Source organism: Streptomyces sp. SM11 (assembly GCF_002910905.1).
Taxonomy (GTDB): domain Bacteria; phylum Actinomycetota; class Actinomycetes; order Streptomycetales; family Streptomycetaceae; genus Streptomyces.
On sequence record NZ_NEUE01000042.1, the window covers coordinates 18,763 to 45,758 of the forward strand.

33 protein-coding genes and 4 pseudogenes are annotated in these 26,996 nt (G+C 62.8%); 15 read left to right on the top strand and 22 right to left on the bottom strand.

From position 1 onward, the window contains the following. Nucleotides 1–149 precede the first annotated feature (149 nt). Nucleotides 150–689 (bottom strand): annotated as a pseudogene (locus tag B9S58_RS02720) (HhH-GPD-type base excision DNA repair protein); the annotation flags it as partial. Between the two features lie 57 nt (nucleotides 690–746). Between B9S58_RS02720 and B9S58_RS02725 the strand changes: the two are divergent. The 3 genes from B9S58_RS02725 (at nucleotide 747) to B9S58_RS02735 (ending at nucleotide 3,594) form a co-directional block, all read left to right on the top strand. Further along, the gene (locus tag B9S58_RS02725) at nucleotides 747–2,309 is read left to right on the top strand and encodes a recombinase family protein (RefSeq protein ID WP_146063447.1); all 1,563 of its coding nucleotides are present in this window, start codon (nucleotides 747–749) and stop codon (nucleotides 2,307–2,309) included. A 331-nt stretch (nucleotides 2,310–2,640) separates the two neighbouring features. After that, entirely contained in the window at nucleotides 2,641–2,967 is a 327-nt protein-coding gene (locus tag B9S58_RS02730; protein WP_103530546.1) for a hypothetical protein, read from the top strand. 270 nt (nucleotides 2,968–3,237) lie between these two features. Then, a complete protein-coding gene (locus tag B9S58_RS02735) occupies nucleotides 3,238–3,594 on the top strand; it encodes a hypothetical protein (RefSeq protein ID WP_103530547.1) in 357 nt (118 codons plus the stop codon). Nucleotides 3,595–3,632: 38 nt separating this feature from the next. Here B9S58_RS02735 and B9S58_RS37415 read toward each other — a convergent pair whose 3' ends face one another. From B9S58_RS37415 to B9S58_RS02745, 4 genes are all read right to left on the bottom strand, one after another. Beyond that, complete coding sequence (locus tag B9S58_RS37415; RefSeq protein WP_146063448.1) at nucleotides 3,633–3,962, bottom strand: hypothetical protein; 330 nt, start codon at nucleotides 3,960–3,962, stop codon at nucleotides 3,633–3,635. An 89-nt stretch (nucleotides 3,963–4,051) separates the two neighbouring features. Beyond that, a complete protein-coding gene (locus tag B9S58_RS02740) occupies nucleotides 4,052–4,936 on the bottom strand; it encodes a hypothetical protein (protein WP_103530548.1) in 885 nt (294 codons plus the stop codon). 39 nt (nucleotides 4,937–4,975) lie between these two features. After that, a complete protein-coding gene (locus tag B9S58_RS38660) occupies nucleotides 4,976–5,107 on the bottom strand; it encodes a hypothetical protein (RefSeq protein ID WP_258044161.1) in 132 nt (43 codons plus the stop codon). Nucleotides 5,108–5,375: 268 nt separating this feature from the next. Next, on the bottom strand, nucleotides 5,376–6,152 hold the full coding sequence (locus B9S58_RS02745; protein WP_103530549.1) for a ParA family protein: 777 nt from the start codon (nucleotides 6,150–6,152) through the stop codon (nucleotides 5,376–5,378). A gap of 427 nt (nucleotides 6,153–6,579) precedes the next feature. Between B9S58_RS02745 and B9S58_RS37420 the strand changes: the two genes are divergently transcribed. The 3 genes from B9S58_RS37420 (at nucleotide 6,580) to B9S58_RS37425 (ending at nucleotide 7,976) form a co-directional block, all read left to right on the top strand. Further along, on the top strand, nucleotides 6,580–6,792 hold the full coding sequence (locus B9S58_RS37420) for a hypothetical protein (RefSeq protein ID WP_146063449.1): 213 nt from the start codon (nucleotides 6,580–6,582) through the stop codon (nucleotides 6,790–6,792). Between the two features lie 34 nt (nucleotides 6,793–6,826). Then, the gene (locus B9S58_RS02750) at nucleotides 6,827–7,087 is read left to right on the top strand and encodes a hypothetical protein (protein ID WP_146063450.1); all 261 of its coding nucleotides are present in this window, start codon (nucleotides 6,827–6,829) and stop codon (nucleotides 7,085–7,087) included. 388 nt (nucleotides 7,088–7,475) lie between these two features. Further along, complete coding sequence (locus B9S58_RS37425) at nucleotides 7,476–7,976, top strand: hypothetical protein (protein WP_146063451.1); 501 nt, start codon at nucleotides 7,476–7,478, stop codon at nucleotides 7,974–7,976. Nucleotides 7,977–8,375: 399 nt separating this feature from the next. Here the strand turns inward: B9S58_RS37425 and B9S58_RS02755 are convergent, their stop codons facing one another. Continuing rightward, nucleotides 8,376–9,050, bottom strand: a complete 675-nt coding sequence (locus B9S58_RS02755) for an NPCBM/NEW2 domain-containing protein (protein ID WP_103530551.1) — start codon at nucleotides 9,048–9,050, stop codon at nucleotides 8,376–8,378. A 160-nt stretch (nucleotides 9,051–9,210) separates the two neighbouring features. Beyond that, complete coding sequence (locus B9S58_RS37755) at nucleotides 9,211–9,381, bottom strand: hypothetical protein (RefSeq protein ID WP_181009162.1); 171 nt, start codon at nucleotides 9,379–9,381, stop codon at nucleotides 9,211–9,213. 167 nt (nucleotides 9,382–9,548) lie between these two features. Here B9S58_RS37755 and B9S58_RS40130 point away from each other — a divergent pair, with 167 nt between their 5' ends. Then, nucleotides 9,549–10,442 carry a DUF6602 domain-containing protein gene (locus B9S58_RS40130; protein ID WP_374935649.1) on the top strand — a complete coding sequence of 298 codons (894 nt, stop codon included), beginning with the start codon at nucleotides 9,549–9,551 and terminating at the stop codon, nucleotides 10,440–10,442. A gap of 129 nt (nucleotides 10,443–10,571) precedes the next feature. On the opposite strand, the gene B9S58_RS02760 is transcribed toward B9S58_RS40130, so the two are convergent. The 8 genes from B9S58_RS02760 to B9S58_RS02785 form a co-directional block, all read right to left on the bottom strand. Beyond that, complete coding sequence (locus B9S58_RS02760; protein WP_103530552.1) at nucleotides 10,572–10,784, bottom strand: hypothetical protein; 213 nt, start codon at nucleotides 10,782–10,784, stop codon at nucleotides 10,572–10,574. Then, complete coding sequence (locus tag B9S58_RS37430; protein ID WP_146063452.1) at nucleotides 10,781–11,050, bottom strand: hypothetical protein; 270 nt, start codon at nucleotides 11,048–11,050, stop codon at nucleotides 10,781–10,783. Before B9S58_RS37430 ends, B9S58_RS02760 begins: the two co-directional genes overlap by 4 nt. 674 nt (nucleotides 11,051–11,724) lie before the next feature. Further along, entirely contained in the window at nucleotides 11,725–12,405 is a 681-nt protein-coding gene (locus B9S58_RS02765) for a replication-relaxation family protein (protein ID WP_103530553.1), read from the bottom strand. A gap of 131 nt (nucleotides 12,406–12,536) precedes the next feature. Beyond that, nucleotides 12,537–14,750: a type IV secretory system conjugative DNA transfer family protein gene (locus tag B9S58_RS02770; RefSeq protein ID WP_181009163.1), complete on the bottom strand. Its 2,214-nt coding sequence runs from the start codon at nucleotides 14,748–14,750 to the stop codon at nucleotides 12,537–12,539. A 152-nt stretch (nucleotides 14,751–14,902) separates the two neighbouring features. Continuing rightward, nucleotides 14,903–15,061 (bottom strand): hypothetical protein, encoded by a 159-nt coding sequence (locus B9S58_RS37760; RefSeq protein ID WP_181009164.1) that lies wholly within the window; start codon nucleotides 15,059–15,061, stop codon nucleotides 14,903–14,905. A gap of 205 nt (nucleotides 15,062–15,266) precedes the next feature. After that, on the bottom strand, nucleotides 15,267–15,533 hold the full coding sequence (locus B9S58_RS02775) for a hypothetical protein (protein ID WP_103530555.1): 267 nt from the start codon (nucleotides 15,531–15,533) through the stop codon (nucleotides 15,267–15,269). 6 nt (nucleotides 15,534–15,539) lie between these two features. After that, nucleotides 15,540–15,797 carry a hypothetical protein gene (locus tag B9S58_RS02780; protein ID WP_103530556.1) on the bottom strand — a complete coding sequence of 86 codons (258 nt, stop codon included), beginning with the start codon at nucleotides 15,795–15,797 and terminating at the stop codon, nucleotides 15,540–15,542. After that, entirely contained in the window at nucleotides 15,798–16,124 is a 327-nt protein-coding gene (locus tag B9S58_RS02785; protein WP_103530557.1) for a hypothetical protein, read from the bottom strand. It abuts the gene before it with no gap. A gap of 161 nt (nucleotides 16,125–16,285) precedes the next feature. On the opposite strand from B9S58_RS02785, the gene B9S58_RS02790 reads away from it, so the two are divergent. Together B9S58_RS02790 and B9S58_RS02795 are read left to right on the top strand one after the other, a co-directional pair. After that, nucleotides 16,286–17,020, top strand: coding sequence for a TetR/AcrR family transcriptional regulator (locus tag B9S58_RS02790; protein WP_103530558.1), 735 nt, complete (start codon nucleotides 16,286–16,288; stop codon nucleotides 17,018–17,020). A 187-nt stretch (nucleotides 17,021–17,207) separates the two neighbouring features. Then, nucleotides 17,208–17,786, top strand: coding sequence for a TetR/AcrR family transcriptional regulator (locus B9S58_RS02795; protein WP_103530559.1), 579 nt, complete (start codon nucleotides 17,208–17,210; stop codon nucleotides 17,784–17,786). Between the two features lie 233 nt (nucleotides 17,787–18,019). Here the strand turns inward: B9S58_RS02795 and B9S58_RS02800 are convergent, their stop codons facing one another. The 3 genes from B9S58_RS02800 to B9S58_RS02810 are packed head-to-tail and all read right to left on the bottom strand — an operon-like array spanning nucleotide 18,020 to nucleotide 19,424. After that, entirely contained in the window at nucleotides 18,020–18,604 is a 585-nt protein-coding gene (locus B9S58_RS02800; protein WP_258044162.1) for an ATP-binding protein, read from the bottom strand. Continuing rightward, nucleotides 18,601–18,987, bottom strand: a complete 387-nt coding sequence (locus tag B9S58_RS02805; RefSeq protein WP_103530560.1) for a hypothetical protein — start codon at nucleotides 18,985–18,987, stop codon at nucleotides 18,601–18,603. The genes B9S58_RS02800 and B9S58_RS02805 overlap by 4 nt, the downstream gene beginning before the upstream one ends. Next, entirely contained in the window at nucleotides 18,984–19,424 is a 441-nt protein-coding gene (locus B9S58_RS02810) for an ATP-binding protein (RefSeq protein WP_103530561.1), read from the bottom strand. The genes B9S58_RS02805 and B9S58_RS02810 overlap by 4 nt, the downstream gene beginning before the upstream one ends. A gap of 210 nt (nucleotides 19,425–19,634) precedes the next feature. On the opposite strand from B9S58_RS02810, the gene B9S58_RS02815 reads away from it, so the two are divergent. Together B9S58_RS02815 and B9S58_RS02820 are read left to right on the top strand one after the other, a co-directional pair. Then, nucleotides 19,635–20,495 carry a helix-turn-helix transcriptional regulator gene (locus B9S58_RS02815; RefSeq protein WP_103530562.1) on the top strand — a complete coding sequence of 287 codons (861 nt, stop codon included), beginning with the start codon at nucleotides 19,635–19,637 and terminating at the stop codon, nucleotides 20,493–20,495. Between the two features lie 4 nt (nucleotides 20,496–20,499). Further along, entirely contained in the window at nucleotides 20,500–20,709 is a 210-nt protein-coding gene (locus B9S58_RS02820; protein ID WP_103530563.1) for a DUF397 domain-containing protein, read from the top strand. Between the two features lie 252 nt (nucleotides 20,710–20,961). Here the strand turns inward: B9S58_RS02820 and B9S58_RS02825 are convergent. Both B9S58_RS02825 and B9S58_RS40135 read right to left on the bottom strand, forming a co-directional pair. Then, nucleotides 20,962–21,084 (bottom strand): annotated as a pseudogene (locus tag B9S58_RS02825) (Fe-S cluster assembly protein HesB); the annotation flags it as partial. Between the two features lie 241 nt (nucleotides 21,085–21,325). Further along, entirely contained in the window at nucleotides 21,326–21,736 is a 411-nt protein-coding gene (locus tag B9S58_RS40135; protein ID WP_374935650.1) for a hypothetical protein, read from the bottom strand. A gap of 201 nt (nucleotides 21,737–21,937) precedes the next feature. Between B9S58_RS40135 and cbiE the strand changes: the two genes are divergently transcribed. The 3 genes and pseudogenes from cbiE to B9S58_RS02840 all read left to right on the top strand — a co-directional run. Further along, nucleotides 21,938–23,215, top strand: a complete 1,278-nt coding sequence (gene cbiE, locus B9S58_RS02830) for a precorrin-6y C5,15-methyltransferase (decarboxylating) subunit CbiE (protein ID WP_103530568.1) — start codon at nucleotides 21,938–21,940, stop codon at nucleotides 23,213–23,215. Beyond that, complete coding sequence (cobM, locus tag B9S58_RS02835) at nucleotides 23,212–23,961, top strand: precorrin-4 C(11)-methyltransferase (protein WP_103530564.1); 750 nt, start codon at nucleotides 23,212–23,214, stop codon at nucleotides 23,959–23,961. The genes cbiE and cobM overlap by 4 nt, the downstream gene beginning before the upstream one ends. Before the next feature lie 69 nt (nucleotides 23,962–24,030). Then, nucleotides 24,031–24,222, top strand: a pseudogene (locus B9S58_RS02840) (short-chain dehydrogenase); the annotation flags it as partial. Between the two features lie 107 nt (nucleotides 24,223–24,329). Here B9S58_RS02840 and B9S58_RS02845 read toward each other — a convergent pair. Beyond that, the gene (locus B9S58_RS02845) at nucleotides 24,330–24,794 is read right to left on the bottom strand and encodes a hypothetical protein (RefSeq protein ID WP_103530565.1); all 465 of its coding nucleotides are present in this window, start codon (nucleotides 24,792–24,794) and stop codon (nucleotides 24,330–24,332) included. A 228-nt stretch (nucleotides 24,795–25,022) separates the two neighbouring features. On the opposite strand from B9S58_RS02845, the pseudogene B9S58_RS38665 reads away from it, so the two are divergent. Further along, nucleotides 25,023–25,526: pseudogene (locus B9S58_RS38665) on the top strand (BTAD domain-containing putative transcriptional regulator); the annotation flags it as partial. 151 nt (nucleotides 25,527–25,677) lie between these two features. Here B9S58_RS38665 and B9S58_RS38670 read toward each other — a convergent pair. Next, nucleotides 25,678–26,673, bottom strand: coding sequence for an endonuclease/exonuclease/phosphatase family protein (locus B9S58_RS38670; RefSeq protein ID WP_258044163.1), 996 nt, complete (start codon nucleotides 26,671–26,673; stop codon nucleotides 25,678–25,680). Between the last annotated feature and the right edge of the window lie 323 nt (nucleotides 26,674–26,996).

Here is a 26,996-nt window from a genome sequence, read left to right on the forward strand (position 1 = left end):
AGTCCTTCCGGTCTGAACGACTGGATCTCTGAACGGCTGAACGAATGTGCTGCGAAAGCTAGCGAGTGGGGTGACGCCTGGGAACCGTCGTGGCTGATTCTGATCGGTTGGGCGGGGGCATCGGCCGGTTCCGGTGGTGCAAGGGCGCGTCACTTCTTCCGCGAGCTGCTCTTCCGCGAACTGCCGGGCTTCTTGGCTGCTTGGGCCGCCTTCGCCGCCGCCTTGGCCTCCTGTTTGTACGCGCGCACCTCGACGAGCGACTCCGGGCCCGTGATGTCGGCGACCGACCGGCGGGATCCGGCCTCCCCGTACGGGCCCGCCGCCTCCCGCCACCCCGTCGGCCGTACGCCGAACTGCTTGCCGAGCAGCGCCAGGAAGATCCGGGCCTTCTGGTCGCCGAAGCCGGGCAGTGCGTTGAGGCGTTCCAGCAGCCCATCGCCGGTCGCGGCGGTCCGCCACACCGCGCTCGCGTCGCCGTCGTACTCCGCCACCAGGAACTGGCACAGCTGCTGCACCCGCTGGGCCATGGAACCGGGGTAGCGGTGCAGGGCGGGTTTGGCGGTGAACAGCTCGGTGAAGGCGTCCGGGTCGTAGGCGGCGATCCGCCCCGCGTCCAGGTCGTCGGAGCCCATCCGTTCCGCGAGGGTGTACGGGCCCGTGAACGCCCACTCCATCGGCACCTGTTGGTCTCAGAACATTTGCTAACGAGGTGATCAATGTTACACTGAGTAACAGGAGATCACGCAGTGCAGTCACAACCGAACATCCTGGAACGTGCCCGCAGGGGCGACCTGACCGGCCTTCGAGTCGCCGGATTGGTTCGGCTGTCTTTCGAGATCAACCCAGATCGTGAACGCCCCGACGTTCCAATGAACGGTTCGGACATCAACAACCGCGAAGAGCAAGAGCAGCTTTGCCGTGACTACATCGAGTCGCGCGGCGGCATCTACATAGGCACGTACGACGAACCGCACACCTCCGCCTGGAAGAAGAAGCGCATCCGGCAAGCGGACGGTACCTATGTGTACCGCGTCGTCCGGCCGGTGTTCGAGGGGATGCTGAGCGACCTTCGTAAAGGTCGGACAGAGACGGCCTACTTCACTCCGGTTGGCGGGTACACCCCGCATACCGAGATCGACGGCTCCATCGTGTACGACGTCGACCGCTTGACGCGCGACAACCGGCACCTGGAAGACGCGATTGAAACGGTGGAGTACTTCCACCGGCCGATCATCGACATCACGGGCACGTTGGACCTGCTGACCGAAAACGGCCGCGACATGGCGCGGGTCATGGTGACCATGGCGGGCAAGCAATCTGCGGCAACATCCCGCCGGGTCAAGAACATTCATCGAGCCATGGCGCGCGAGGGCATCCCGGTTGGTGGCGCCCGCCCGTTTGGATGGCAGGACGACAAACGGACGGCTGACCCGGTAGAAAAGGAACTCGTCACCAAGGCGGTCAATGATCTGCTTAGTGGCAAGCTCGTCCACACGCTCCTTGGTGAGTGGAAGAAAGCAGGCGTCCGTACACCCAAGGGGAACTATTGGGTGCGGACGACCTTCCGCAACATGATCCTTTCGCCGCGCCTGGTCGGCTGGCGCGTGCATGGGCCGGAAGATCTGCCGCTCCACGAACGCTGCGCCCGCGACAAAGAAGGACAGCCGGTCAAGGGGCAACACGAGGCGCTCGTAGACGAGAAAGTCTGGCGTGCGGTTGTCGACCTGTTGACCAACCCCGACCGTCCGGGCGCTGGTGTTTCTGTTGGCAGGCTGAAATACATGTGTTCTGGGCATCTTCGGTGCGGCAACTGCGCTGGAAAGATGCGCGGCAACGCCAAGGCCAAGAACGGCTACGAGTACGTCTGTGACAGCTGCTACAAGGTGACGGGTGCGGGTCCGGCGATAGACAGGCACATAACCGCGCTCATCTTTGCTCGGCTGGCCGCCCAGCAGATACCGGTAGAAGTATCCCCATGGTCGGGGGCGGATGATCTGGCGAAGTACGAGACCACCAAAGCTAACTTGCTGGCCCAGTTCAAAGAAAACCCCGACATGGGTACGCACATCTGGCCAGAGATCCGCAGGGCCGAAGCGGAGATATCGCGGCTCCTCAAAGAGCGGGCAACCTACATCCGTAAGACGGCGGGGCCAACGGTGGCGGACATAGAGAAGGAATGGCCCGACCTAGAGATCGAGCAGCGTCACGCCATCGTGGGCGAGAACTTCGAGGCAATAATCCTACTGCCCGCACAGAAAGGTGCGAACCGATTCAACCCTGACCGTCTGCAAGTGGTGCCGCGCCAATAACGGCGCCAATCCGCTTTAGTTGTTCGGGCCGTAGTGCAGGCAGCTTGGCTGCTTGGGCTGCGGCCCATTTCTTTACCTCAGCGTCCACGGTAGGTGACTCCGACCTACGGGCCGGCTGGTGCTTGGTTGGTTCTGGGGTTTTTGGGTGGGGTGCTGTCATGGGGGGTTTCTCTACAACCAATTATACAGCAAATCCCCAGGCGAATAGTTCATAATTTTACAACGTGGTCAATCCCACCATATGCAGACGACGCGCTGCATGAGTAAATAGATAAGGCCCGTAGTGAACAAATATGCGGCCAACCAAACAATCCGCCAGAGTGGAGCAGAAATGGCCATCGTGAGCATGAAAAAGTCCGACCTGAATGGTCAGGTCGGAGACGAAGGGGACTTCGTCCAGGTGGTGGTGCGCCAGCACCCCGAGATAGACCAGCCCAAGGTGCTGGACGTCATGACCGCCGAAGTCGACCAGTTCAAGGAGATCGGCGACCTGGTCATGCTGGAAGTCACCATGCCGGACAAGACCAAGCGAGACATCGCGATGCGTCTGACGGACTTCAACAAGCTGGCACCGAACATGAGCGAGGTACTGAAGGAAGCACGCGGCACACGTGGCCGCACCCCCGGTACCCGCATGGGCAGTAACGGCAACGGGTAACACCCATTCTTCCGCCTCCTACCACCGCTCCCGGTAGAGGTGGAACACCCCTGTCCTGGCAACTCTTTCAAGTTGCTGGGGCAGGGGATTCTTTCTTTTGCCGACCTCCGTTATTGGAGTATGTTGTTTATTCCGCAACGAAATAATGTTTACATTATGTAAAGAATGTTTTAAATTAGAAACAGATCGGGGGCAATTCCCGATTTACTCGTTTATCGAGTATCAATCCTATCCCGCATGGAAAAACGTGCGAGAAGGAGATGATTCCTAGTGACGGAACCTCTTCACGGTTATACGTGCACGTGCTGTGCCCCAAGGGGGCGCGGTCGTCAGCCGGTTGACGGCGGCGATCGAGTCAACACCGGGGCCTCCGTCGAGCAGGGAACGTTCGACGGCAAGGATGCTCGCATCGAGCGTGGTCAGACGGGTCGTGTCGACCGGGTCGACATCTACTACGGCGGCAGCGGCTGGGACCCGAAGGGCCCCGGTCACGGTCACGTCGTTTCCAACGACGGTGTCTTCATCAACTTCTGGCGTCTGCCGGACAGCGAGGGCGGCGCCATCGTGCTCAACGACGATTACGGCAAGAACAAGCGCGTGAGCGAGTACGTTCCGCTCTGGTCCTAGAACAAAGACCTGGACATGTCCCTAAACTGTCCGCTTTTCTATTTCACAGAAATTTTCTTGACCATTTCCTCAAGACGAGTCCATAGACTATCGACATAATCCTCCGGCTCGATGGATTGGTCGTCAGGCCATCCAGGCGGCCAACCGGGAGCTTCAAGCGCGCCAAATTCCGAACAGAGTTGATCTAACTCAATGTCGTACCAAGGTTCCCTCCCGCCTACTTCAAGTGTTGCGACAAAGACATAGTGCGCCAGATTATAATCAGAAACTTGATGCGTCTTCCGGTATTCGATCGCTGCAAGCCAGAACCCTATGAGGTTGTCTCTTGTTGCGATTGGAAGCAGTGCACTAAGTTCCGGAAAGTTCATACTTTAATTTATTGCACACAACACTAGAGAATGTCAATACATTAGCGTCGCAAAATGTTTATTGTGCGACGTTACATATATACGTTGCCCTACCTCTCCAACTCGATGTCTAGGAACCTCATCACCGACGTAGCCAGCATGAGGGCGTAGATTGCATTGATCCGCGAATACTGCACACGCGAGACGCCGTGCACGCTGGCGTGTCTGACAAAGAAGCTCGGGATCGTGTCCCTGTCCGAAGCTTTGAATGTGGCATGCGCGCGCCACACTGGAGCGAACGTGAAAGCGATTCGCATCCCGTAGCCATTTAGATCAAACTTGGGCGTCTTCTTGTGGGATGTGAGCTTGCCCTTGAGATCATCCTTAAAGTGAGCACTCATGAGGCTATCGAGCAGGTTCGCTGCGAGTGCCTGCGCAGGCTTTGCGTGTCCTGCCCTCAGCGCGGCCACACAGTCAATGGCGAAGTCGCGCGCTTCCAGTAGGTCCGGGTGGTCTACGGTGCTGGCGACGGCCTCACAATCGCCGACGATCTCCTGCCACCGCTCGCCAATGATGTCGCGACGAGTGGCAGCGTCCGGGGCATCCAACAGTGCACGCACAACCTTGGGACCAGGCACCCACATGAGCGGGATGCCTTCCTCAAGAAGGAGCTGTTCCAACTGGTCCAGGGTGGGCTTGGACTCGCGCATATTCTCGGGGTAGATCCGATCTGCCAGCGAGTCAATCGAGGCGAAGACGCCCTGGAGCTGCTCTCTAACGTAATCGTTTGCCCAGCGCGACACATCCTGAGCTAGGGCGTTCAGTCCAGACGACTCAGCTATCCGCCTACTCAATCCCCCGGCGATGCTCTCAAGACCCGACAGCTGCTTTGTGGGGTGGAGGCGGTCAAACCGCTGGAGTGCAGCGCCCACCCTAGACAGGTCGACACCGTCAGACTCCGAGCTGTCGTCAGCCCACTTGAACTCCTTCTTCATGACGGCATGGTTCCACGTGGTTGGTGGCCTGACGAGTGGTTACTTCTTCTTGTACTGCTTGCCATACTTCTTGGTGACGTACAGCTCTAACGCGTCGTCCAGGATCAGCCAGAACTTGCGGTCTTCGATGTACGCCAGGTCTCGCAGCTGCTTGTGACGTGATGGGCGCATCTGGGTGCCGCGTGACTGCGGGGTCTCGGTGCTGTCGACGACGGTTAGGTGTAGAGGTGGCCGCTCGGTCGGTGCCTGGTCGTCCGGTTCATCGGTGGTCGGGCTGTCCGATGGTGGCTCGGGCACTGCGGCCGAAGTCGGCAACGGTGGTCGCGCTGGTTCTACGGATGCGGCCGGCGCGGGCTTGGGTGCCTCGGGATCAACCTGGGGGATGGCGAACCGCGGGACGGTCGCTCTTTCGGTTGTCTGTCGTTGCTTCTTGAAGTCCTTAGCCATTGATCAGTATCTCCGCGACCCGCTTATACCCCACTGCTGCCGGGCTGCTGGGGTCATACAGCACCACGGGTTGGTTTAGTTGCTCGGCTTCATCTACGGCGGTGGACTCCATGATGATCTGCGGGATCACAAGGCCGCTGTACGCGCCCCCTATCCCCTCGTGCACTGCCGACGATGCGTTGGTGCGCTTGAACCGCGTCACCAAGATGCCCCGGAGCCGTAGGGCTGGGTTGTAGGTGGCTTTGGCACGCTCGTACGCCTCGATGGTCCGCGCTAGGCCGTCCTCGGTGTAGGCGCTGGCGGCGGCTGGGATCACCAGCTCATCCGCTGCGGCCAACGCGTTGATGGTCATGTAGTTCAGTGACGGCGGCGTGTCCAGGATGACGAAGTCATACAGGTGCTCCAGCGTCGCCAGTAGCCCCTTGAGTGATCCGATCGGATCGGGGGCGGTTGGATCGGCACGTTGCAGCGTCATCCCCGTCTCGGTGCGTGACAGGTCGGGGTGTCCTGCGATCAGGTGCAGGCCGTCTACGTCAGTGGCCAGCAAGGCCGATGTGGGCTCGATGTTGGGGTTACCGAACAAGCTGTTCAGCGTGACCGGTAGCGCCGACGGGTCTACGCCCAGTCCCTTGGTGGCGTTGGCTTGTTCGTCCATATCCACCAGCAGCGTGCGGCGCCCGGTCTGAGCAAGCGCAGCGGCAAGGTTCTTGGCGGTGGTGGTCTTCCCTACCCCGCCTTTGTGAATGGCGATTGCTATCTTTTTGGCCATGTATTCATTTGTTCTCCTGCTTTCAAATTAACACGAGTGCGCATTAACGCGCAATACTGTCCGCACGATAAGGTGCACATTAATTCGCGTGCACTTTCGCACACGTGCGATTTATAGTGCGAAATATAGTGCACGATATTCTGCACTATAACTATTGCAATAATGCGCACTAACGCATACAATAGAAAGTGGAGAGAAACGGAAATGACCAAGCAGCATCAATCAAACGCCACAGCCCCAATAGGGCAGCACGCCCGAACCTTCGTAACCGGGGTGTTGGGTCTCGATCCACGACACCACCAGCTCACCACTGAACCGACCTGGATACGCCTCGCCGAGCGCATCCTAGAAGGCCCCAGAGGCAACCAGCCGGCCAGCACCGTAGGTCGAGCTCATCAACCAAACACAACCCGATAAGGAGGATGCCATGCATAAACCAGCAAGCCCACAAGTACACAACCCAGCAACCCAACTTGCCGGGGAGCCTACAAAACCGCTAACGGTCAAATACACAACGCACCTGCCCGCGGCCATGGTTAAACAGGTCAAGCGCACGGCCGTCGAGCGGGAAGTGAAGGACTACCAGGTTGTCACCGAGGCGCTACGCCACTACTTCGCCCAGCAGGGAACCGCCGCTTGATTTTTTATTGAAAGAGATCATAATAGAGATCAATATGACGAATGACGAATTACTGACCGACCTAAAGCAATTTATTGAAGCGACCGTGTCGCAGAACATGTCGCATCTTGCGACTAAGGACGACCTACGCGAGATGAAGACCGAGCTAAAGAGCGACCTGCAAAACCTAGAATCGAAGCTGGACAAGCGGTTTGACGATCTGGAGACGCGGTTCAACGAAGTTCAGAACGCCGTAGGCGAATCACTGAACGAGGTAGAGGGACGCGTAAGCCGACTGGAAAGCAGACTGGCGTAACGCGCTGTCAGCCACGACCAACGAGCCACCCATGCATGACAGGGGTGGTTTTTGTTTTAGTTGCAAAACCGTTGAATTCCGATTATACTTGGATGCAAGCTAGCGTTTAAATCATGTGCAAAAGATTTATTTGCTAGCCGATCGGATTCGGGGGTTTTCTTGCCTGCTTAAATTTCGGCACAAAAAAGTATTGACTATTGTGTTCGCATTGTTTACTATTGAAGTAGCACATGATTTAGGCGCATAGGACCCTCGAAAGAGGGTCCTTGTCTTTTGCTTAAGAACCCTTGCCACCACACAGGTACGCCGAGCCGTTTCAAATCAACATAGTGACCCCCGCACGGGGACGGTTTTGTGTTGCCCGAAACTGGGGGTAAGGAGATACAGCATGGCTGAACGCATTGGAGCAACGTTAGAGCGTCGGAACTTCTATAGAAGAAACGAAAGCTCAAGCAGCGTTTCTTCTATAGAAGCAACGCAGGAAATACCACAGGTCATCGATGACCTGATTGACAACAAGATGTACCGCAACAAGTTCAAGGCACTCATTCGCAGGGGACACCTGCAAGATTTACTTGATCTGGTCGAGGTCGCCCACACCAAAGAGAAGCCGAGCCGTTGGTTCGCCACTGTCACGGCCAAAAAGTGCTGGGAACGTACCCTCGACTTCCTCAAGAAGCTGCGCAAGGTAGAGCGACTGGTTCAAGAGGTAGGCAAGCGCCTAACCGTGCCAGCCAGCAACCTTGGAGCTGTGTTCAAGGCGGCTTGGCGCCACCAGGACGCCACGGTACGTATGGCAGTCCGCGCCGCCGAGACAGGCAAGAAACACCCGTTCCGGCTGTTCTGTGCGCTTGCACTGCGCGATCCGGCCTCCAGCTCCGTCGTCTGATGTTCGGATCGGTTGTCGCATCGCCCGACGCATCGCGTTGGTTGCGGTTGTCGATGCGCCTCTGTTCTGGAGCGATATGTGCCAGCGACTCTCTACGTGTTCCGCATGGTCCTGTGACCACGTACAGCACGCTGTGAGCGCCGCCAACGTGAAAGACGGCGTCTAACCCGTTCCACCCGTGACGCAGGCTTGTGGGGCTTAGAAAGCGGCCAGTCGGCGGAGTTGCCAGGACTCTGCGAACATCGAACCGCCGCGTAGAACACGCTCACCACACGTACGCCGGCCATGGCTGGTAGGTGCGGTGTTCAAGGCGCTACGTCACAAAGCTGTGTTGTAATCCCACCCACGACTCCTTAATGCTCGTGTCGCTCAATTGAGGTGTTTACACGGGTTTTGCAGCTACTTGCTCAACTCGGCATTTCCCCATGCCGCATACCCAGCATTGCTACACAAGCCCATGTCTCCCTCGGCGAAGACCATATTGAGTGTCAACTCAATCGCACCCGAGACGTCGATAGGATCAGGTTCCGCAACTTTAAACTTATTTGTGCGGTACTGTTCGCCAACTTGAGTACCGTCAACATAGATGCGGAAGTAGACTACGGCATCTTGATCTGTGTCGGAAGTTAGCCCGAGGGTTGTGTTGAACTCTCGCCACTCACCTTTTAGCGCATAGGTGATACTCCTTTCCCTATCCCTTTCGCATCCCCCGATCCGCGTATAGATGCTGTTAGTGTAGTTTTCTCCAGCGAGGTTTACGCTTCCTTCGGGGAGTGACCCATGTGAAATTCTGTCGTCATCCATCTCGGATAGATACCGCTTTGTTTGAGCGGCACTGATAGACGGATTAGGCGAATCATCACCGTCGTTCTCTGGCAGGCTATCGGTAGGTTCACTGGTCGAAGGGGGCGACGACAGCGCCTCAGACGGCGAGGCGGAAGAATCTGGTGTCTGCGAGGGCGAGGCTGCAGCTGAAGGCTTGGAGTCATCATCGAGAAATAACGGAGCTATGACTCCGAAGAAGGTAATAATTGCAGCGATGATGGCGCAGATTCCCGTAATAATTGCACTCATGTGCTGCCTCCACCATGGCCCGCTGGTCGGGTTGGGCGTAGGATTGGTCACGTTGCTTCCCTTGCTACTCAGCAGTAACTGAGACCCTCTCAGATTGGTCGTGACAGTACGCGACCCTGGAGCATGAAACTCCAGGGTCAGGGGTGTTGTGACGAGGTCGTTACCTCTTGGTCGTCGCGACTGCGACACCCAAGACGAGCACAGCGAACATGCCGAGGATCTGTGCAACCGATTGGCCAGAGGTCGGATCGGGACCTATGACCACATGTCCGATCGCAGCTCCCGAGAGTCCGGCCGCCAAGATGCCAAGAATCATGTTCTTGATGCTCACAACGTTCTCCTTCAACAAGGAACACCAGAACCGTGGTGCGGCGGGTTCAACCTGTTGCAGGCGAACGGTGTGAGGTGAAATACATTCACCACTTCTATTTATCTCATATTTAGTTGCGTAAGTCAATGATGTTTCGCGCGGAAGCCTTTGACCTAGACGGGAGCTGCATGAATGTAGGGCTAGATGTCCTTGACGCTTTCATTCGAGATGCCATTTTCTTGGATCAAACGTTCAAGGAAACATCGACACTGAGACACCCGACAGATAAGGGAAACGAGCGCGAGTATGCGGCCCGGACCGTGATCGGAAAGCACATCCGGAGACACGCCACGATCTACAAACGCGCCGGTATTGAGGATTCCAGCACCGGGCAATGGTTCCGCCAACAGGATGTGGTTTTTGCTGATCCTAGGGTAGAACCCCACCGGATTCTTAGGGATGACAACCGGGTATACGTCGACCCTTCGGCTGTCCATACCGTAGTCGAGGTCAAGAGCGTCCTTGGCGGTACAGTTCTAAGTACCGCGATGCAGTCGATTGCGGACGTCCAGACAGCGCCTCGTCGCCGACAGGCTGATATCCACCACCTTCGATTCACTATTAGTACTGGGCAGACAGAGTTTGTGCCGACTTCAGGCGGCGTATTCGCCTACAGCTCCAGGTCGGCAAATGTAGAGACAGTGACCGGTTGGATTGAAGGCTGGTGTCAAGGGCGTCCTCCCGAGGAGTGGCCCAAGTTCGTCACGATCGCTGACCTTGGTCACTTCATGTGGTGCGACCCGCTCACCGGGAAGTGCATTCCTTGGCCTGTCAAAGGCACAGAGAGGCTCATGTGCTTCCAGGCAACGCGGGCACATCAGCCGCTGGTCGCTCTCGCAACCCACCTCAACCACCTATCCCGACTCTGGTGGGTGCCTGGAACAGCGTTTCAGCTAGGGGGAGCCTCGGACATTCCGCACGGCCTGCGCGTAGGTCAGGCGGTCTATCCATCCGGTGTCACGCCGTCCCCTGATACCTGTAATCACCCGTGCCTGGACTGCCAGCGGTTCAGTCCGCGCTGATGGGCGCCAGACCACGCCCCTGCGGCTACCCCTAGAACGAGCCGACCCACCGCACGCCGGCCACGGGCAGTAAGTCGCCGTGACCATCCCGCCCGTGCACCCTCGACGTGGTGCGCCCGTTCCTCCGTCCTACCGCCCCAGCACGAACGGCAACCAGCAGCCCAGCACGACACCGGCCGCAATGGCTACGTCGTACTGGAGTTGGACGCGCGGACTCTTGCGGACACGACGGCGCGGGGAGGTCGTGCGCCTGGTGGTGGCACGGGCGGGCGGCAGCTCGGTGACGATTACCCCGCTGTGGGTGTCGACCAGGTGGCCGTCAATGCGTTTGTAGCGGGTCATGCTGCTGTGCCCGGTTGTTCTAGATGGGCAAGGGCGGCTTTCCACGCACCTTGTTCACGTGGCCACTGTGCGCCGTGTTCGGGTTCAAAGGTCATGTCACAGTAATCGCACCAGTAGTAGTCAATGTATTCCGTGTCGCCGCCGCCCTCGCCGTAGTAGTCGGCAACGTCAACCGTGCCGCTACTGGTGACACCCCAACTACTTTCTACGAGGACAACCGCCCGCAGGTCTTCACGGGTACAGGGCTGTTGGTCGGGGTGGTTCATGCCACCCCCTTTACAGCGTGCTCAGTTATGGGTGCGTCGAAAGGCATTACAACAACGTTGTCCCTATATAGCGCTGTCACTTCGTCGCGGGTTAGGAGGTTATACAGCATCGTGTAGATATCCCGCTCTGACGTGTTCCGCTCGGCAAACGATATGCCGTAACCGTGTATGTCGTGCAGGGTGGCGCATGGACCAAATCCTCTACGGTCAACAGTAAGACTGACGATCCGGTCAAGTTTGGTGGTTGGTGTATGGGTGCCCCATAGCTGCCTAATGGCTTGCTGTAACTGTGGGGTCATACCCCGATGCGGTGTTTCGTTAGATGTATGCTGTATACTCATTCCTTTTAGTCTCCAGTGCGCCACGAGGAAACCAACCAACACTCCTGGGTGGTTGAGCTTCTCGGCGCGTGCTTACGTTTACCTAGTTATTAGCCGTGCTGGCTATGCTGCTGTGTTCTAGTGGTTGTCGTGTTCTAAATTAAAATGCACCTCCTTGACCTATGCGACAGGAAGTGCTAATAATAGCAATGGTTTTGGCTACTAACATTAGCCGAAACCTGTAGGAGTCCTGCCGCAAGCTGGGCTCTTACTTTATGTCTTTATTATACCAATTCCACCCCTGTTATTCAATACATTCCACCCCTGTTAGCGGTGTAGAAAAGGCAACGGTATTTACAGGGCGAGAAGTGCGGGAATTAGCTCCGCCAGTAGATATACCCGCACCATCTCTTGCTGCTCGTCCGGCAGTCCTTGAAACACCCGCACCAGTTCACGCCTACGCGCCTCGTGGCCGACCACGAACACCACAAACGGAAAGTAGTCGGCGGTGCTGGATTCAACCGCCCGCCAGTAGCCCGCCACCTTTTCGCGGATACGTTTGGGGGCTTCGGTCTGCCGGTCTATCTCTAGGTAGTACTGGCTTACGCGTCCCTGGGCGGGATACTCAACCGCTGCAAACAAGTCCGCCCGCACATTCGGCGGCACGGGCTTTTCTACCTCCCAGTCCAGTACTCGAAGTATCCCGGCGACTTCCGCCCGCTTTAGTTCTAGGTAGGTGTCGGCGACCATGAGGGCGTGAGCATTGACGTTGGGCGAGGCGATTCGAGCCGTCCCAATGAGCGACCGACCAAACCGCCCCAGCTTGTACACGTGAGCACCCGCGCCACCTTTGCCGCCGCTGGCGCGCCTGCCCACAATGGAAAGGTAGCTAAGAAGCGTCAATCGACGAAGAACAACGTCCGGCACACTGTGCGATCTATCCGCAAAAACAAGCTCCCGTAGGTGCGTCGAAGCCAGCTGGCCAAAGGTGCCAACCAACTTTAGGACTTCATGGTCTCGGTGGGTTAGTTCCATATGAGGTCTCCTCTCTAGGTAGTCATGGTGGGTGGGGTGGCATCGCCCCTGGTCACGGGGCACGGCAGGGTGGGCGTACGCCTAGGGCTGACCTAGGGTTGGCCTAGGGGGTTGGCCTAGGCCATGGCGCTTTATGCGCCGCCCCTCGGCCCGCCAAAGCGAGGCCGGTTGGTTCGGGGTGTCGGTTGCTGCGATCCGCCGCGCCGCTGCTTGATCTCGGCTTCTACGTCGGCCACCGGCCGGGCGTAGGTCGTACGGGAAATCCGTAGTACCTCGTCGGTGTATCCGGTCGGTTCTACTGGTGGCAGCGTTTTACCGGTGACCGGGCTACTGACGCCCTCGCTGGTGGCAATCCGCATCAGGACTTCAAAACGCCCCAGATTCAGGAAATCGTCGGCCGTGACCGAGCGGCCAAACTGCCGGGCAAAGTGTCCGGCCTCGTCGGCACTGGTTTGGAACACCACGGTTGTACGGGCGTTATTCTTGGTCGATTCCTGGAGGTCGCGCGTCAGTTGTCCGATGTGCTGGTGAGCTACCGTCATGGCCAGACCCAAACTGCGCGCCTGGGCGAACATGTCATCTGCCGGGATGGGCAGGCCGGTGAAGTCCTGGAATTCATCTAGAACAAGCGTGGTGGGGTCGAGCGGGTTGGTCGCGCCGCTCTGTACTTCGCTCCACAGTTGGTTAAGAAGCAGGCTTCCAACCAGACCGGCCGTGTCTTTTCCTTGAGTGGCACGTCCCGTGTTGACGAGCACAATTTTGTTGCCCCGCAGCAGCGCCCGCAGATCCATGGTGCTGTTGCTCTGCCCGATGATGTTTCGCACCGCCCGGCGGTTGTTGAGCTGCCAGACCCGGTCCATGATCGGCTGGAAGTAAACGTCTCTTTGGGCTCGCGGCATGTTGGTGATGTCCTGCCACCATCCGGCCAGTTCTTCGACGTGTGAAACACCCCGGATAAGCCGGTCTGAAAACTCGGCCTGGTCGGCCCTGGGAACCGCCAGCGGCCCAATGTCGGCAAACGTCATGGGCGAGGATGCGCCCTGGCTCATAAGCAGGGTCAGGATCAGGTGGTAAAAACCTTGGCGCACCCGGACGCCGCGTGCGTCTTGTGGGTACAGGTGGTCAAACAGGCGCTGGATGTCCGAGGCGACCACGTACGGATTGCCACGCAGGATGTTGAAGCCGACCGGAAAATTGGTGTCGGTTACGTCGAGCAACACGACATCTTGAACGCGGTGTCTTGGCACGCGGTCGAGGACAGCCTTGTACAGGTCGCCCTTTGATTCGATCAGCACCACTCCGCGGCCAGCCTGCATCGCCTGAACAATTATGTTACTCAGCAGAGCCGTCTTACCTGAACCTGTCGGGCCAACGATCTGCATGTGCTGCGCTGATTCCACCCGACCAAGCGCCAACGGCCGTTCGTTGCCGGGAAACGTCGAGCGGGCAAGAATAACGCCGCTTTGGGGAATGGCGGCGGTGGCGGGTAGTTGGCGAGTGCGAGCCCGGGGGATGCCCGCGATATGCAGCCCGCCTACCGGCCAGGCGAGCAGACTGGCAAGCTCCGACGCTGCCACCTGCGCCGGATAGACCACCAAGCTCTGTGCCTGAACGGTCCGTTTCATCGCACCGCGCGATGTCACCAGACGCTTCTTGAAGCCGTTGTACGGCCCGCCAACGCTCCGCAGGGCATTACGGATGGGCGTCAGCAATCCGAGGGCGTGACGCTTGTTATGGCCCTTGGCCGCCAACCGCAGCACCCCGATGAAGTTCGGTTCACTGAGCTTGGCCCGTCGGTCGGCGATCTCGTCACGTCCGGCCGTCCTGGTGCCGCCGAGCAGTTGGCCTGTGACGCTGTAATGCGTGCTGACTACCTCGCGCCCCTGGGGCGGTTGGCGCTGCCGGACAGCCGGAGCCACCACCCACTGAAAAAGGAGTCGTTCACCACGCGACAGGCCGGTCATGGCGGTCAGCAGGCTGCTTGCCACGGTCTCGGCGCCCTGGACATCGAGCGTGCGGGTTGGGTTGGTGTGGCCCAACTCAACGGCCGTGGTCCAGTCGTGGTCTGGCTCGTCTTCTTCGGGCGTCACCGTGATGCCCGGCACCAACGTCCGTAGCTGCGGCACGATGAACCGCTCTTGGTCCTTCGGCACCAACAGCCGGTGCACGATGCCGCGTTCGTCGGCCCGCACCTCGAACACCACTGATGGCAGACCAACCAACCGACGTGGCCCGGTATGCAGGGTGCCGCTTACCCGCCTGATCCACTCGACTACTTGGGCGGTGGCCAGGTCGGATGGGAACGTCAGCCGGTAAGAGACACGGCCGGTGTCAGTTTCGCGCATGAGCATGAGTCCCAAGAAGATGACGCCCGCGAGGAGCGCCAGAGCGAATAGGGGTAGTGCTGCTGTAGTTAAACTCATGCCATATTTCATTTTCCCACGTCAGCATGAGTTTTTGGTGTGTAGTTTTTACACCCGTCGAGCGTGACCGGTGGCTACCACCGGGTGATCTTGTAGTAGATGAACCCCATGGCCACAACGACCACCAGGGCGCCCACGATGTACGGAATCAGCGGCTCGACCGCCAACCACAGAATGCGGATCGTGAAGGCTGCGAGCAGCAGCGTGAACAGAAAACTTCGGGCCTTGCGCATGGGGTCGCTCCTCTTACGGGTGTAGGTGTACGGGGGTGAGTCCGGCCGACCTACGGGCAGCGGCCGGCGTGCGGTAGGTGGCGGGCAGCAAGCGGCCCGGCCCCATGTACGGGTGGACCAGGTGGGAGTGGCGCTGGCTTAGGCGTCCCTAAGCTGCCTTCTTCTACCTGGGCACGGATGCGTACGTGAGAGCCGGGCCGCTTCGCTACGGGTGCTTACTGTCCTTCTTCTTGGCTTCGTCCTCGGCGTCCAGCTCAGCGAGGACTTCAATGACGATTGGCCGGTCTTCCGCCGGGCGGCTGCGGAGCCAGGTGGTTATTTCGTGCTTGTGCCGCGCGCGGATGGCTTGGACCGAGGTGCTGTTCTTGTCGCGGTGGTAGAGCCAGATGAACAACACCACCAGCGCCACGACGAGCGCCGTACCGCCGCCGTCCGCCGCAGCTTGGCCGGACTCGGAGAGGGATTGGAGCATGGCGGGTTACCTCCCTTCGTGGCTGTGGTGGTCCTCAGCAAACTGGCGCAGGTTGCGCTGACGGGCCACTCGGCGCATCGCGTGCATGGTGTTGTACTTGCGGACCCGCATTTGGATCTCGCGTTCCCTGATCGCGTCTTGCGTTCGCTGCCACCGTCGCTTGGCATCCCTCTTTTCCTCAAACTTCTCGTAGAGATAGCAGCCGCCAAGCAAGAGGAAGCTGGGGAGCAAGAAGATGAGGAATGCGAAGTGATCGCTGTTCATTTACAGCCCCAACCCATTGCCGAAGCTGCGCAGATCCCGGGCCGTCTCGCGGGTGAAGTCGCTGACCAACTTGCTCAGCTCCTGGGTGAGGTAGGGGTCACCGGCCGACAGTTGACGGGCCAGACTCACGACGTCGGTGACGTCGTGCAGTGCGCCTTCGGTCAGGCGCAGTCGCAGGGCGGCGGTGAACTCCTGCTTCTTGGCCTCGTAGAGAAGGGCGTCACGGTCCTGTTCGGCCCGGCGCACGAGGTCTCGTTGCTGCTTGGTCGGACGGGGTCGGCGCTCCGGCTGGTTGCCGTAGCTGCCGAGGGTGAGGTCGGTTCCCATGGTGCTCTGGTCCTTCTTCCTTGTTGGGCAGGCCAGTTGGACCCGGCGGGGCTTGGCGTGAGGTGACGCCTCCAAGCTAGGGCGCGCCCCAACCTTTGGTCAACCCCAACGTTCGGCGGGCCCCAGTTTTAGGTTGACCTTATGTGGGTTACGCTAGGCGCATGACCGATGAAGAACTTGGACCAAGGCAGCGGGCAGCAGAGACGAAGCGACGCCGGACAAGGGAGGCGATCATCAACGGGACGCTCGACTTGTATGACAACCAGAAGCAGGGTGACTACACCCTTGAACAGATCGCCGAGGCGGCAGGCGTCAGTGCGGCCACGATTGCGAACCACTTTCCAACTAAGTTTGACGTCTTGGATGCGGCGTATGTACGTCTAATCTCGCCACTCGTCAATACAATCGTGGAGGCGCAGAGTGCTGGCGTCTATAAGCCCAACGACGGTACTGATGAGTTGGTTCGATTCGTCTACACCGCAACGCGAATCAGCTATGAGCACCGTGCACTGACAACTGCCATGGTGAAAGCATTCTTTGAGCTTCCCCCCGCCGAGAGTGCAATAGGATATGACGGCGAGCAGTCCTCAATCAGGCGAGAGCCTGTTGGCTTCTATCTCGCCGCGGGACTATCTCGCGTACTAACGGTAGACCCATTCGGATCGGCGCTTCGCAACACGCAGCGCTGGGGTATGTCTGCGCCGTTGGCGCGCACGCTTAGCGACATAATCCTCATAAATCTCTTCTACGATCCTGACGAAGAGGCGGTAATGCGTATTACCGAAAAAGTGTGCCAAATGGCGGTAGGTCTTATTCTTCTCGAAAATCCAGGTGACAGCCTCAAAGAAAAGATCGAACACGAAAAGAAATCAAATCGCTACCGATCGAGAGGGTAACGGTAATTCGTCTTGGGTGGCATTGCTTTACCCTTGAACTATTGCGTTATTCAACAAAATGTGATATAAATAGACACAGATTGCCCCATTTCAAGGCAATTGCCCGCTCTCCTAATCGGATAGGGCGCTCCGTCAAGCAAGCCGCTGGTTGCTGGCGCGCCCTATCCGAACGACACAGGAGAGACGCGTGTCAGAAGAATTGACCCCCCAGCAGCGCGCCGCCCGCACGAAACGGATGCGCTCTATTAACCAGACCGTCGAGGCGGCGCACGTCCTGTTCGATGCACACGGCTGGTACGGCGTAACCATCGAGGACGTCGCCAAGGAGTCGGGCGTAAGTACTGCAACCATCAGCACCTACTTCCCGACCAAGCAAGATGTCGTCATCGGCGCATACGCATCAACCCTCATTCCGGTTACGGAAAGAGCTGATGCGGAGCAAGAGCCTCGCGACGCGATGATTGGTCTCGTGACGGAGCTTGCCGACGCAACGCTTGCATCTCCCGCACTGGCCATCGCGCTGCTTCCCGCATGTCGCGACATTAAGCCGAGTGGCACAGCATCCGTGACCACCGAGATGACAACGGTCGGCTTCAACAGGCTCGCCGAACTTCTCGGTCGTCTGTTGCAAAGCTATCGGAACAGCGATGACAACCTCACGGAAGTCGCCGAGTTCTACCTGTCGGGTCTGCTGGCGTGGGTACTCAAGCATCCGGATCGTTCTGGCGATGACGCCGCAACGCTCGCCCTGTCCCAGCTCCTCTGACACAGCCACCCCGCACCCCCAACGATGAACACCCCGTGTCCGTTGGTCGGTCGCGGGGTGTTTTTCATTCTCGACCCCGTAGAACCACCCAACCAACCCCACGCCGGCCCCAGCCCCTTGGTCCCCGCCACCATCCCAACCCATCCGCACACACAGAAGCGCCGCCCCCATCCCCTCGGACAAGGCGGCGCTTCGTCGTGCAGTGGTCCGTTCGACCTGGGCGAGGTGCCCGGTCACACTAAATTCCGCAACCCATCCAACACCCGTTGCATCAGGGCGGTAGCAGCCTGCTCCTTCGTCGGGCCGGGTGGTGGGTTGAATCCTTCTGGGATGCGGAGCACCAGGGTGGAGCCGTCCAGTGCCGGACTGGGCAGCGTCGGCAGCGGCAGCATGGCCCACACGATCTTTCCGCCCGCAGGTGGCCAGTAGGTCCCCCAGTCCTTCACGAGGGCTTCGACCAGATGGAGACCGCGCCCACCTTCGGCGGTGTCGTCGGTGGGTTGAGGCACGGGGACCAAGTGACTGCGGTCCCATACCTCGACGTACAGCGCATCCCCCATAGCGCGGAGCTGCACGGCAATCACGTGGTGGGTCGTTACCTCCCACGGCTTCGGGTCACGGCCGTAAAAGCCGGTCGCCTTGACGGCGTTACTGACCAGCTCGCTTACGACGAGCGAGCAGTCCGGGGCGTGGTCATCCAGCTTCCAGTGGTCAAGGGTGGCCCGGACAAACGCCCGCGACACCGACACGGCCGACGCGGTGGCTACGAGGTAGATCCGGGACACGTGCAGGGTGCGGACGTGGTAGGCGGTGGTCACGTCGTCTCACCGCCGCATATGTCGAGTGGCTGGCACTCCGGGACGTCCCTGTCTGGCCGTGCGCACCACACCCGCCCCTGTATGACGTCCTCAATGACGGACTGCATCACGTGGGACAGGGCGGGCAGCGAGTGCAGGTGGCGGTAGTCCGGCACGACCACGTCACGGACGCCGTGGCGGTTGCAGCTACCAACCAACTCGTCCCACGCGGTGGTATGGAGCCACCGGCGCTCGACAAACACCTCGGCCAGGTGAAAGTGGTTGTCCCACGCCCAGCGCAGCAACTGTCCGCTGGTCATGAGGAGTTCTTCGGGGTCGAGTTCAGGTAGAGCCCGGATGTAGCCGTAGATGGGGGGCTTCATCCGAGCCGGCTCGGCGCTCACCGCTCGGCCTCCCTGTCGCCTGGGGTGGTCGGCTGAGTCAGGAGGACTTCGGCCCAGACGCTCTTGCCAATGACACGGGGGATCACGCCCCAGCGGGTAGAGAGTGCGGCCACGACGACCAGGCCCCGACCGCGTTCGGGATTGTCGCCGTTCGGTGAAACGGGCCGGATCAGTCGGGGCGTGCCGCTGGCTGCGTCGCGGACTTCAATGCGCAACCGGTCGGGCAGCAGCCGGTAGGTGACGTGGACCTGGCTGCCACGTCCGGTGGTGCCGTGGATCACGGCGTTGGTGACGAGTTCGGAGACGACCGCTTCAACGGTGTCGGCTAGGTCGGGGTGGTGCCAGTCGGTGGTTAACCGGCGTGCGTCGGTGCGGGCGGCACGTACAGATGCGCGCTGACGTCGGTAACGGGCTTGCTCTGTTCTCTGGACAGTCACGTATGCCCCTTTATTTGCCTCTTGGGGTGGCTTGCCCGTGATCCATCCCAGGGGGTACGGGGTCACGCATCGCCACAGTAGGTACTGTGCATCTTGGAGTACCCAAAGTGTCAAGTCCCCACTTTGGGTGGTAACTAGAGGCGGTTGCCGCCACAGCGCGGGGACGGCACACTTGACCTGCGGGAAGTAGCGAGGGAGGGGGCGCACTCGGTGCCCATCAACAGCAATCCGACGATCCGTCAGAGACGGCTTGCGCGCAGACTGCGTGAACTGCGCAGCCTGGCCGGGCTGACCCATGCCGACATCGCGAAGGTGCTTGGATCGGCGGAATCCAAGGTCGGGCGGATCGAGAACGCCCAGTCGGGCATCCGACTGCCGGACCTGCGCGCTTGGTTGGATGCAACCGACGTCACCGACCCGGCGGAGCGGGCGGAGATCGAGGAGCTGTCGCGCGAAGCCAAGAAGAAGGGGTGGTGGTCGCGTTACACCAACGCGGTTGATTCGGCGTACGCCGCCTACGTGGCGGTGGAGTGGGATGCGGCCGAGCTGTACAACGTCGAGACCAACTTGGTGCCGGGGCTTCTCCAGACGCCGGACTACACCCGCGCCCTGATCCGGCTGCAAGCTCCCGACGCCACCGACGAACACGTTGAGACGCAGATCAAGGTGCGAGCGGAGCGACGCCAGATCCTGACCCGTGAACACCCGTTGCAGCTGTGGGTAGTTATTGGGGAAGGCGTGCTGCGGCACCGGGTCGGTAGCCCCGAGGTCATGCGGGCGCAGCTTGAATCGCTGGTCGAGGACAGCCGGAAGCAGAACATCGAGCTACAGGTGTTGCCGCAGGACGACCCCATGAACGCCTGTTTGTTCGGGCCGTTCGTGATCATGAGCTTCCCGGCATCTACCGAGACCAGCATCATCTACACGGAGTCACCCACCAGCACCGTCTACTACGAAGAGGCGGCCGACGTGGAGACGTACACCACGCTGTTCCGCCGCCTCAACATGGCGGCAGCCAACGTCAGCAAGAGCCGGGCGCTCATCCTGGACGCCATACAGGGAATGGACTAAGACCGTGAAGGACTACATCACGAAGGAAGCGCTGGAGTGGGTGACGTCAAGCTACTCCGGTAACAACGGCAACTGTGTTGAGGTGGCTGCGCTACCTGGGGGCCGTGCCGTGCGTGACAGCAAGGACCAAGGCGGACCGGTGCTGACGTTTTCGGCCTCGGAGTTTGCGGCGTTCCTGGACGCTGCCAGTTGCGGGACGTTCCGCCCCGCCTAGCGGGCGGCTAGAATCCACCCCTACAGAAGCGCCCAACTTCCCCCCGTGGTTGGGCGCTTCTTTGCGTGCAAGATCATGTCGCTGGATGAGGCGATTCTCTCTGCGGCTCCCTAGTGCTTGCAGGACGGTACGGCGCAGGATCGCTGACGCTGCCTCAGAGGGCCGCTGACCTGCGAGTTTTGGGCGGTCCGGCGCCCTGTCAGGCGTACGTCGACGGGGGTAGACTGGGACGTGTCCAGTCCCTCGTTAGTGAATGCGCTGGTCCAGCAGCATGCCGACCAGGGCGGCCAGCGGGCTGCGGCCGAGGAGCTCGTCGGCCTCCGGATTCTGGGCGATCCGCAGGGTGATGTCCTTGCCGCTGTCGCTCGTGGTCATGCTGCCGATCATCGCGAGCCCGGCGGACGACGGCGACCGGGGCTGCGCCGATGGCCTCTTCCCTGTCGGCCGAAGGGAGTAAGGAGTAAGAGGAGGAGGCAGCCTGGAGGGATGGCCGTGCGGCCGCGCTGCCCGATGAGGCAGTTCCGGGTGCCCCGGCCGGGCCGGGGTGCGGGCTGGACGGTCCGGGGACCGCGCCGCGATCGTGGAATGCCGAGGACGGTGCGGTCAGGGGAGATGATCATGGACGCGCACGACATCGAGCAGGAACACCACGAGCGCCGCGGACACGGTGTGGGCGCCGGGCGGGAACAGGCCCACGAGCGTGACGAGCAGCGCGGCGAAACCGCCGCGGAGCCGCCCGGCGCGAAGCCGTCGCGAACGCGGACCGGGTCCTGGCCGACCCCGCGCCGGAGACGGCCCCGGCCGCCCCCGCCCCCGTGTCCGCCCCGCACCCGTCGCCACTTCTGCTGTGCAGTGGTCGGCCACGGAGGACGAGGGGATTGAGAGTGACCAGCTCGCCCGATTCGGCGAGATCGTCGTTGATCTTGCCCATGAAGGCGAACATCTCCCGCACGGCCTTCTCGTCCCAGGCCTTGGCCATCGCCTCGTAGTCCGCCTGGCTGCACTGGACCATCACCAGATACTTCATGACCGTCGCCTCCGTGGTCGTACTTCGTTGCTTCTTCGCGCTTACACGGGGGACGCCGGGGCGGATGCGGGATTCTCGACACCACGCGCGAAAGGTTTCGCGGATTCACCCGCTGGAGGGCCCGGAACGCGGCGTTCAGTAGAGTTCGGCTGCGTTGTGCCTGCCTCCGCTGTGAACTTTTCGAACGACGAGGTCCCGACCGTGTCTCCCGTCCCGTATGAGGTTTCGCCCGCACGCCCCGTCTCCGTCGTGGGGATCGGCGCGGACGGCTGGTCCGGCCTGTCCGGTACGGCACGGGAGGCGCTGCGGAACGCCGAGGTGCTGATCGGCGGGGCGCGCCAGCTGGACCTGCTCCCGCCGGAGTGCGCCGGTGCCCGGGTGGGCTGGCCGTCCCCACTGAGGCCGGCCGTCCCCCGGCTGCTCGCCGAGCACCGGGAGCGCAGGATCGCGGTGCTGGCCAGTGGGGACCCGATGTTCTACGGAATCGGGCGGGCGCTCGCGGAGGAGCTGGGGCCGGACGGGCTGCACGTGCTGCCGCACCCGTCCTCCGTCTCGTACGCCTGCGCGCGCCTCGGCTGGCCGCTGGAGGACACGGAGATCGTGACGCTGGTGGGCCGCCCGGCGTCCCGGCTGGCGGCGTCCCTGTACGAGGGCCGCCGGCTGCTGGTCCTGAGCGCGGACGCGAGCACGCCCGCGACGGTAGCCGCGCTCCTCACGGCCCACGGCTTCGGACCGAGCGGACTGCGGGTGCTGGAACAGCTGGGCGCCGAGGACGAGGAGCACGTCGACGGCGTCGCGCAGAGCTGGGCACACCCTCCGGGGGACCGGCTGAACGTGATCGCGATCGAATGCCGGGCGTCGGCGGAAGCGCTGCGGCTCGGCACGGTCCCGGGGCTGCCGGACGAGGCGTACGAGCACGACGGCCAGCTCACGAAGCGCCACATCCGGGCGGCCACGCTCGGGGCTCTGGCCCCCACGCCCGGTGAGCTGCTCTGGGACGTGGGCGGCGGCTCCGGCTCGATCGCGATCGAGTGGCTGCGGGCCCACCCGTCCTGCCGGGCGGTGAGCGTGGAACGGGACCCGGTACGGGCCGAGCGGATCACCCGTAACGCGGAACGCCTGGGAGTCCCCGCCCTGACGGTCGTCACGGGCCCGGCTCCCGCGTCCCTGGCCGAACTGGAAGCGCCGGACGCGGTGTTCATCGGTGGCGGCCTGACCGCGCCGGGCCTGCTCGACGCGTGCTGGGAGGCGCTGCGGCCGGGGGGCCGGCTGGTCGCGAACACGGTGACGCTGGAGTCGGAGGCGCTGCTGGCCGAGCGGCACAAGACGCACGGCGGCGAGCTGGTCCGCCTGGCGGTCGCCCACGCCGTCCCGGTCGGCGGCTTCACCGGCTGGCGCCAGGCCATGCCCGTGACGCAGTGGTCGGTAGGCAAGCCCTCGGGTTCCGAGGCACGTTCGCACAAGGGAGATCGATCATGACGGTGTACTTCATCGGCGCGGGCCCGGGCGCGGCCGACCTGATCACGGTGCGCGGCGCCCGGATCCTCGCCGCCAGCCCGGTCTGCCTGTACGCGGGCAGCCTGGTCCCGGTCGAGCTGCTGGCCGAGTGCCCGAAGGACGCCCGCCTGATCGACACGGCGAACCTGGACATCGGCCAGATCACGGCGGAGCTGGTCCGGGCCCACCAGGACGGCCACGACGTGGCGCGGCTGCACTCGGGCGACCCGTCGGTGTTCAGTGCGGTGAACGAGCAGATGAAGCGTCTGGACGAGGCGGGCGTGCCGTACGAGGTGGTCCCCGGCGTCCCCGCGTTCGCGGCGGCGGCCGCGGCACTGAAGCGGGAGCTGACGGTCCCGACGGTCGGCCAGACGGTCATCCTGACCCGCATCGCCCAGCGCGCCACGGCGATGCCGGAGGGCGAGGACCTGGCGACGCTGGGCCGCAGCGGCGCGCTGATCGTGCTGCACCTGGCGGCGAGGTACGTGGACCGGGTGGTCGACGAACTGCTCCCGCACTACGGGGCGGGCTGCCCGACGGCGGTGGTGGCGATGGCGTCCCGCCCGGACGAGATCGTCCTGCGGGGCCCGCTGGACTCGATCGCCGAGCAGGTGAAGGCGGCGGGGGTGATCCGGACGGCGGTCATCATGGTGGGGCGGACGCTGGGGTCGGAGCAGTTCCGGGACAGCTATCTGTACTCGGCGGGGCGGGACCGGGGGGAGTGCTGACGGGCGGGGGCCCGGCACTGTCGAGTCCCCCCTGAACACGTCCCCTGGAAGCACCCGGCGTACGTTTCTGCGGGCACCGCCATGTCACTGCTGCCGGGCGGGACCGAAGCCGGCCGCGCCGCGCGGATGGAGGACGTGGTGCCGCTGGGACGGGTCTCCTCGACCGCCGAGGTCGCGGCAGCCGTGCTGTCTCCGGCCTCGTCGGATGCCGCTTCGGTGATCGGCGGCGATCTGGTCATCGACGGCGGCGCCGCTGCCTGACTGCGGCCCCGGCCCCGGCCGTGCACCGGTCCCCTGCGGAGGCCGGCCGAACGCTGTCGCAAGCCGCGGGGGCCGCGTGCGGCGTGCTCGGCGGGGGAAGCGACGCCTCAGCCGTGCATCGCGGTGCCGTAGGCGCTGTAGACGTACAGGGCGATCACACCGGCGACGCAGGCGAGGACCACCCATGAGCCGAAGCCGGTGTGCCTTGCCCGGCCTTCTCGCCGCACGGACTTCCCGGACCGACGGGACTTCCCGGACCGACGGGGCCGACGGGACCCACGGGACCGTCCCGGTTCCGCCCGTCCCGGAGGGGCCCCGGCCGCATCGGCCGCCGCATCGGCCAGCAGGCGTCGGCAGGTCGCGGCGAGCACACCCGTGCCGGCGGAGAGGGGCACCACGGCCTCCGAACGCGCCGGAGCGGTGGTGCCGCCGTCCAGAATGCGTCCCGCGCGTACGAGGACCTCGCCCCGGCCGCCCGCCGGAGCGAGGCTGATCCACCGCCTTACGTGCTCACCCCGGATGACCATCCCGCCGGACCGCTCCCGGTACACGGTGTGTTCCCGCCACAACATGTCCGCCAACTCCTGTGCGGTGCTTCTCAGTTGTGCCCCCACCGGCCATCCCCCACCTCGCAGCGAATCGAACAAGCATCGCACTCTACCGGCGGGCGCGGCTCCCGTGTCCGTAGCCCCGCCACAGGGGACGGCCGGCAGCGGGACGGTCGTTAGAGTTGCCGTCGGAGACAGGGGGCGGCTGTGGACTTCGGGGTACTGGGTCCGCTGACCGTGTGGCGGGCCGGTGTGCCGCTGGAACTGGGCACGCCGAAAGGGCGGGTGCTCCTGGCGGTCCTGCTGAGCCGGCCGGGCCGGCCGGTCACCGACGACGCGCTGGTGGAGGCGGTCTGGGGCGAGGAACAGCCGAAGAGCGCCGCCAAGAACGCGCAGACCTACGTCCACCGGCTCCGGCGGCGCCTGGGGGACCCGGGACGCATCGCCCGGGAGGGCCGGGGCTATCTGCTGCGCGCCGGCCGTGACGAGCTGGACGCGGCACGCTTCGAGGATCTGGCGGGCGCGGCCCGGTCGGCACTGGCGGCCGGTGAACGCGAACAGTTGCGTCGGCTCTTCGACGAGGCGCTGGGCCTCTGGCGGGGGCCCGCGTTCAGCGGGATCGCCGACGTACCGGCGCTGAGCCCGGAGGCCACCCGCCTCGATGAACTGAGGCTCGGCGTGGTCGAGGAGCGGGTCGACGTCGACCTCCGGCTCGGCCGGCACAGCGAGGTGCTCGGCGAGCTGACCGCGCTGACGGGGGCCGGGCCCCGGGCTTCGGACACGCTGCCTACCTGGGCGTTCGAGGTCATCTGTCGGTCGATCGGTCGCTCGCATCGTAGTCGGGGGAGGGCGGGGGACCCGGTCACCGGCTCAGCGTGGCCGCGACCGGGGGGCCACGAGAGGAACGTCACCGGCTCAGCGTGGCCGCGACGGGGAGGTGGTCGCTGCCGGTGGCGGGCAGGGTCCAGGCGGCGCGCGGGGTCATCCCTCGTACCAGCACGTCGTCGATGCGGACCGTCGGGAACGCGGCGGGCCAGGTGAACCCGAGGCCGTCGCCCGCCTCCCGTTGCGCGGACCGCAGCTGTGAGGTCACCGGGGCCAGGGCGCCGTCCCGGTACGTGGCGTTGAAGTCGCCCAGCACCACGACCCGGGGCGCGGGCTCCGCCCGGAGCGCGGCGGCCAGCTCGCGGGCCGCGGCGTTGCGGCGGCCCGTCGTGAATCCGGCCGCCGTGACCCGTACCGACGCCAGATGGACCGCGTACACGGCGACGGGCCCGTCCGGGGTCCGGGCCGTGGCCCGCAGCGCGCGGGTCCACGGCATGATCGGCACCGCCTTCACGTCCGCCAGCGGGTGCCTGCTCCAGATACCGACCCCGCCGATCACCGCGTGGTGCGGGTAGGCGGCGGCCAGTTCGCGCGTGTACACGGCCGCCGACGCGTCGGACAGCTCTTCGAGCGCCAGCACGTCCGCGCCCGCCTTGGCGAGTGCGCGCGCGGTGCCGGCCGGGTCGGCGTTCCCCTCGTCCACGTTGTGGCTGACCACCGTCAGGTCACCGTCGCCGGCGGAGCGCTTGTCGGTGAGGGCTCCGCCGAAGAGCGTGACCCACACGACGGCGGGCGCGAGAACCGCCACGGCGGCGAGCCGGGACCTGAGCACAGCGGCGAGCACGAGCAGGAACGGCACGCCGAGGCCCGCCCAGGGCAGCAGAGTCTGGAAGAGGCTGCCCGCGTTGACGCCCGCGTTCGGGATCCACGCGTGCAGCGCCATCGCCGCGGCCCAGAGAACCGCTGCGGAGGCGAGCCAGCAGGCGGAAAGGCGGCGGGTGGCGTGCCCGGTGGGAGCGGGCCCGGGGGCGGGCGTCGCGTCCGTGGCAGGCGCTGCGGCCTCCGGTGGGCTCAGCACGGCACAGGTCTCCTGACGGTCGCGTACACCGGGGATCGGGTACACCGACAGCCTCCGGGAACGCCGCTTCGGGCCGGTCACGGGCGTGCTTCGAGCACCGCACGGCTCTGTATCAGGTACGTGTCGGTGCGCGTCTTCAGGTGCGTACCCGTGTGCGGGGAGGGTCGGGATGTCAGGTATGCGGAGGCGCGAGCCGGCCCAGCAGCGCCCGCGCCTCGCGCACCGCGTCCTCGGCGCTCTCCCGGCCGCCCCGGCCGAACGCCTCCGTGAATGCCGGTACACCCAGGACGGCCCGCGCCGCCGCCGTGACGCGGTCCACGTCG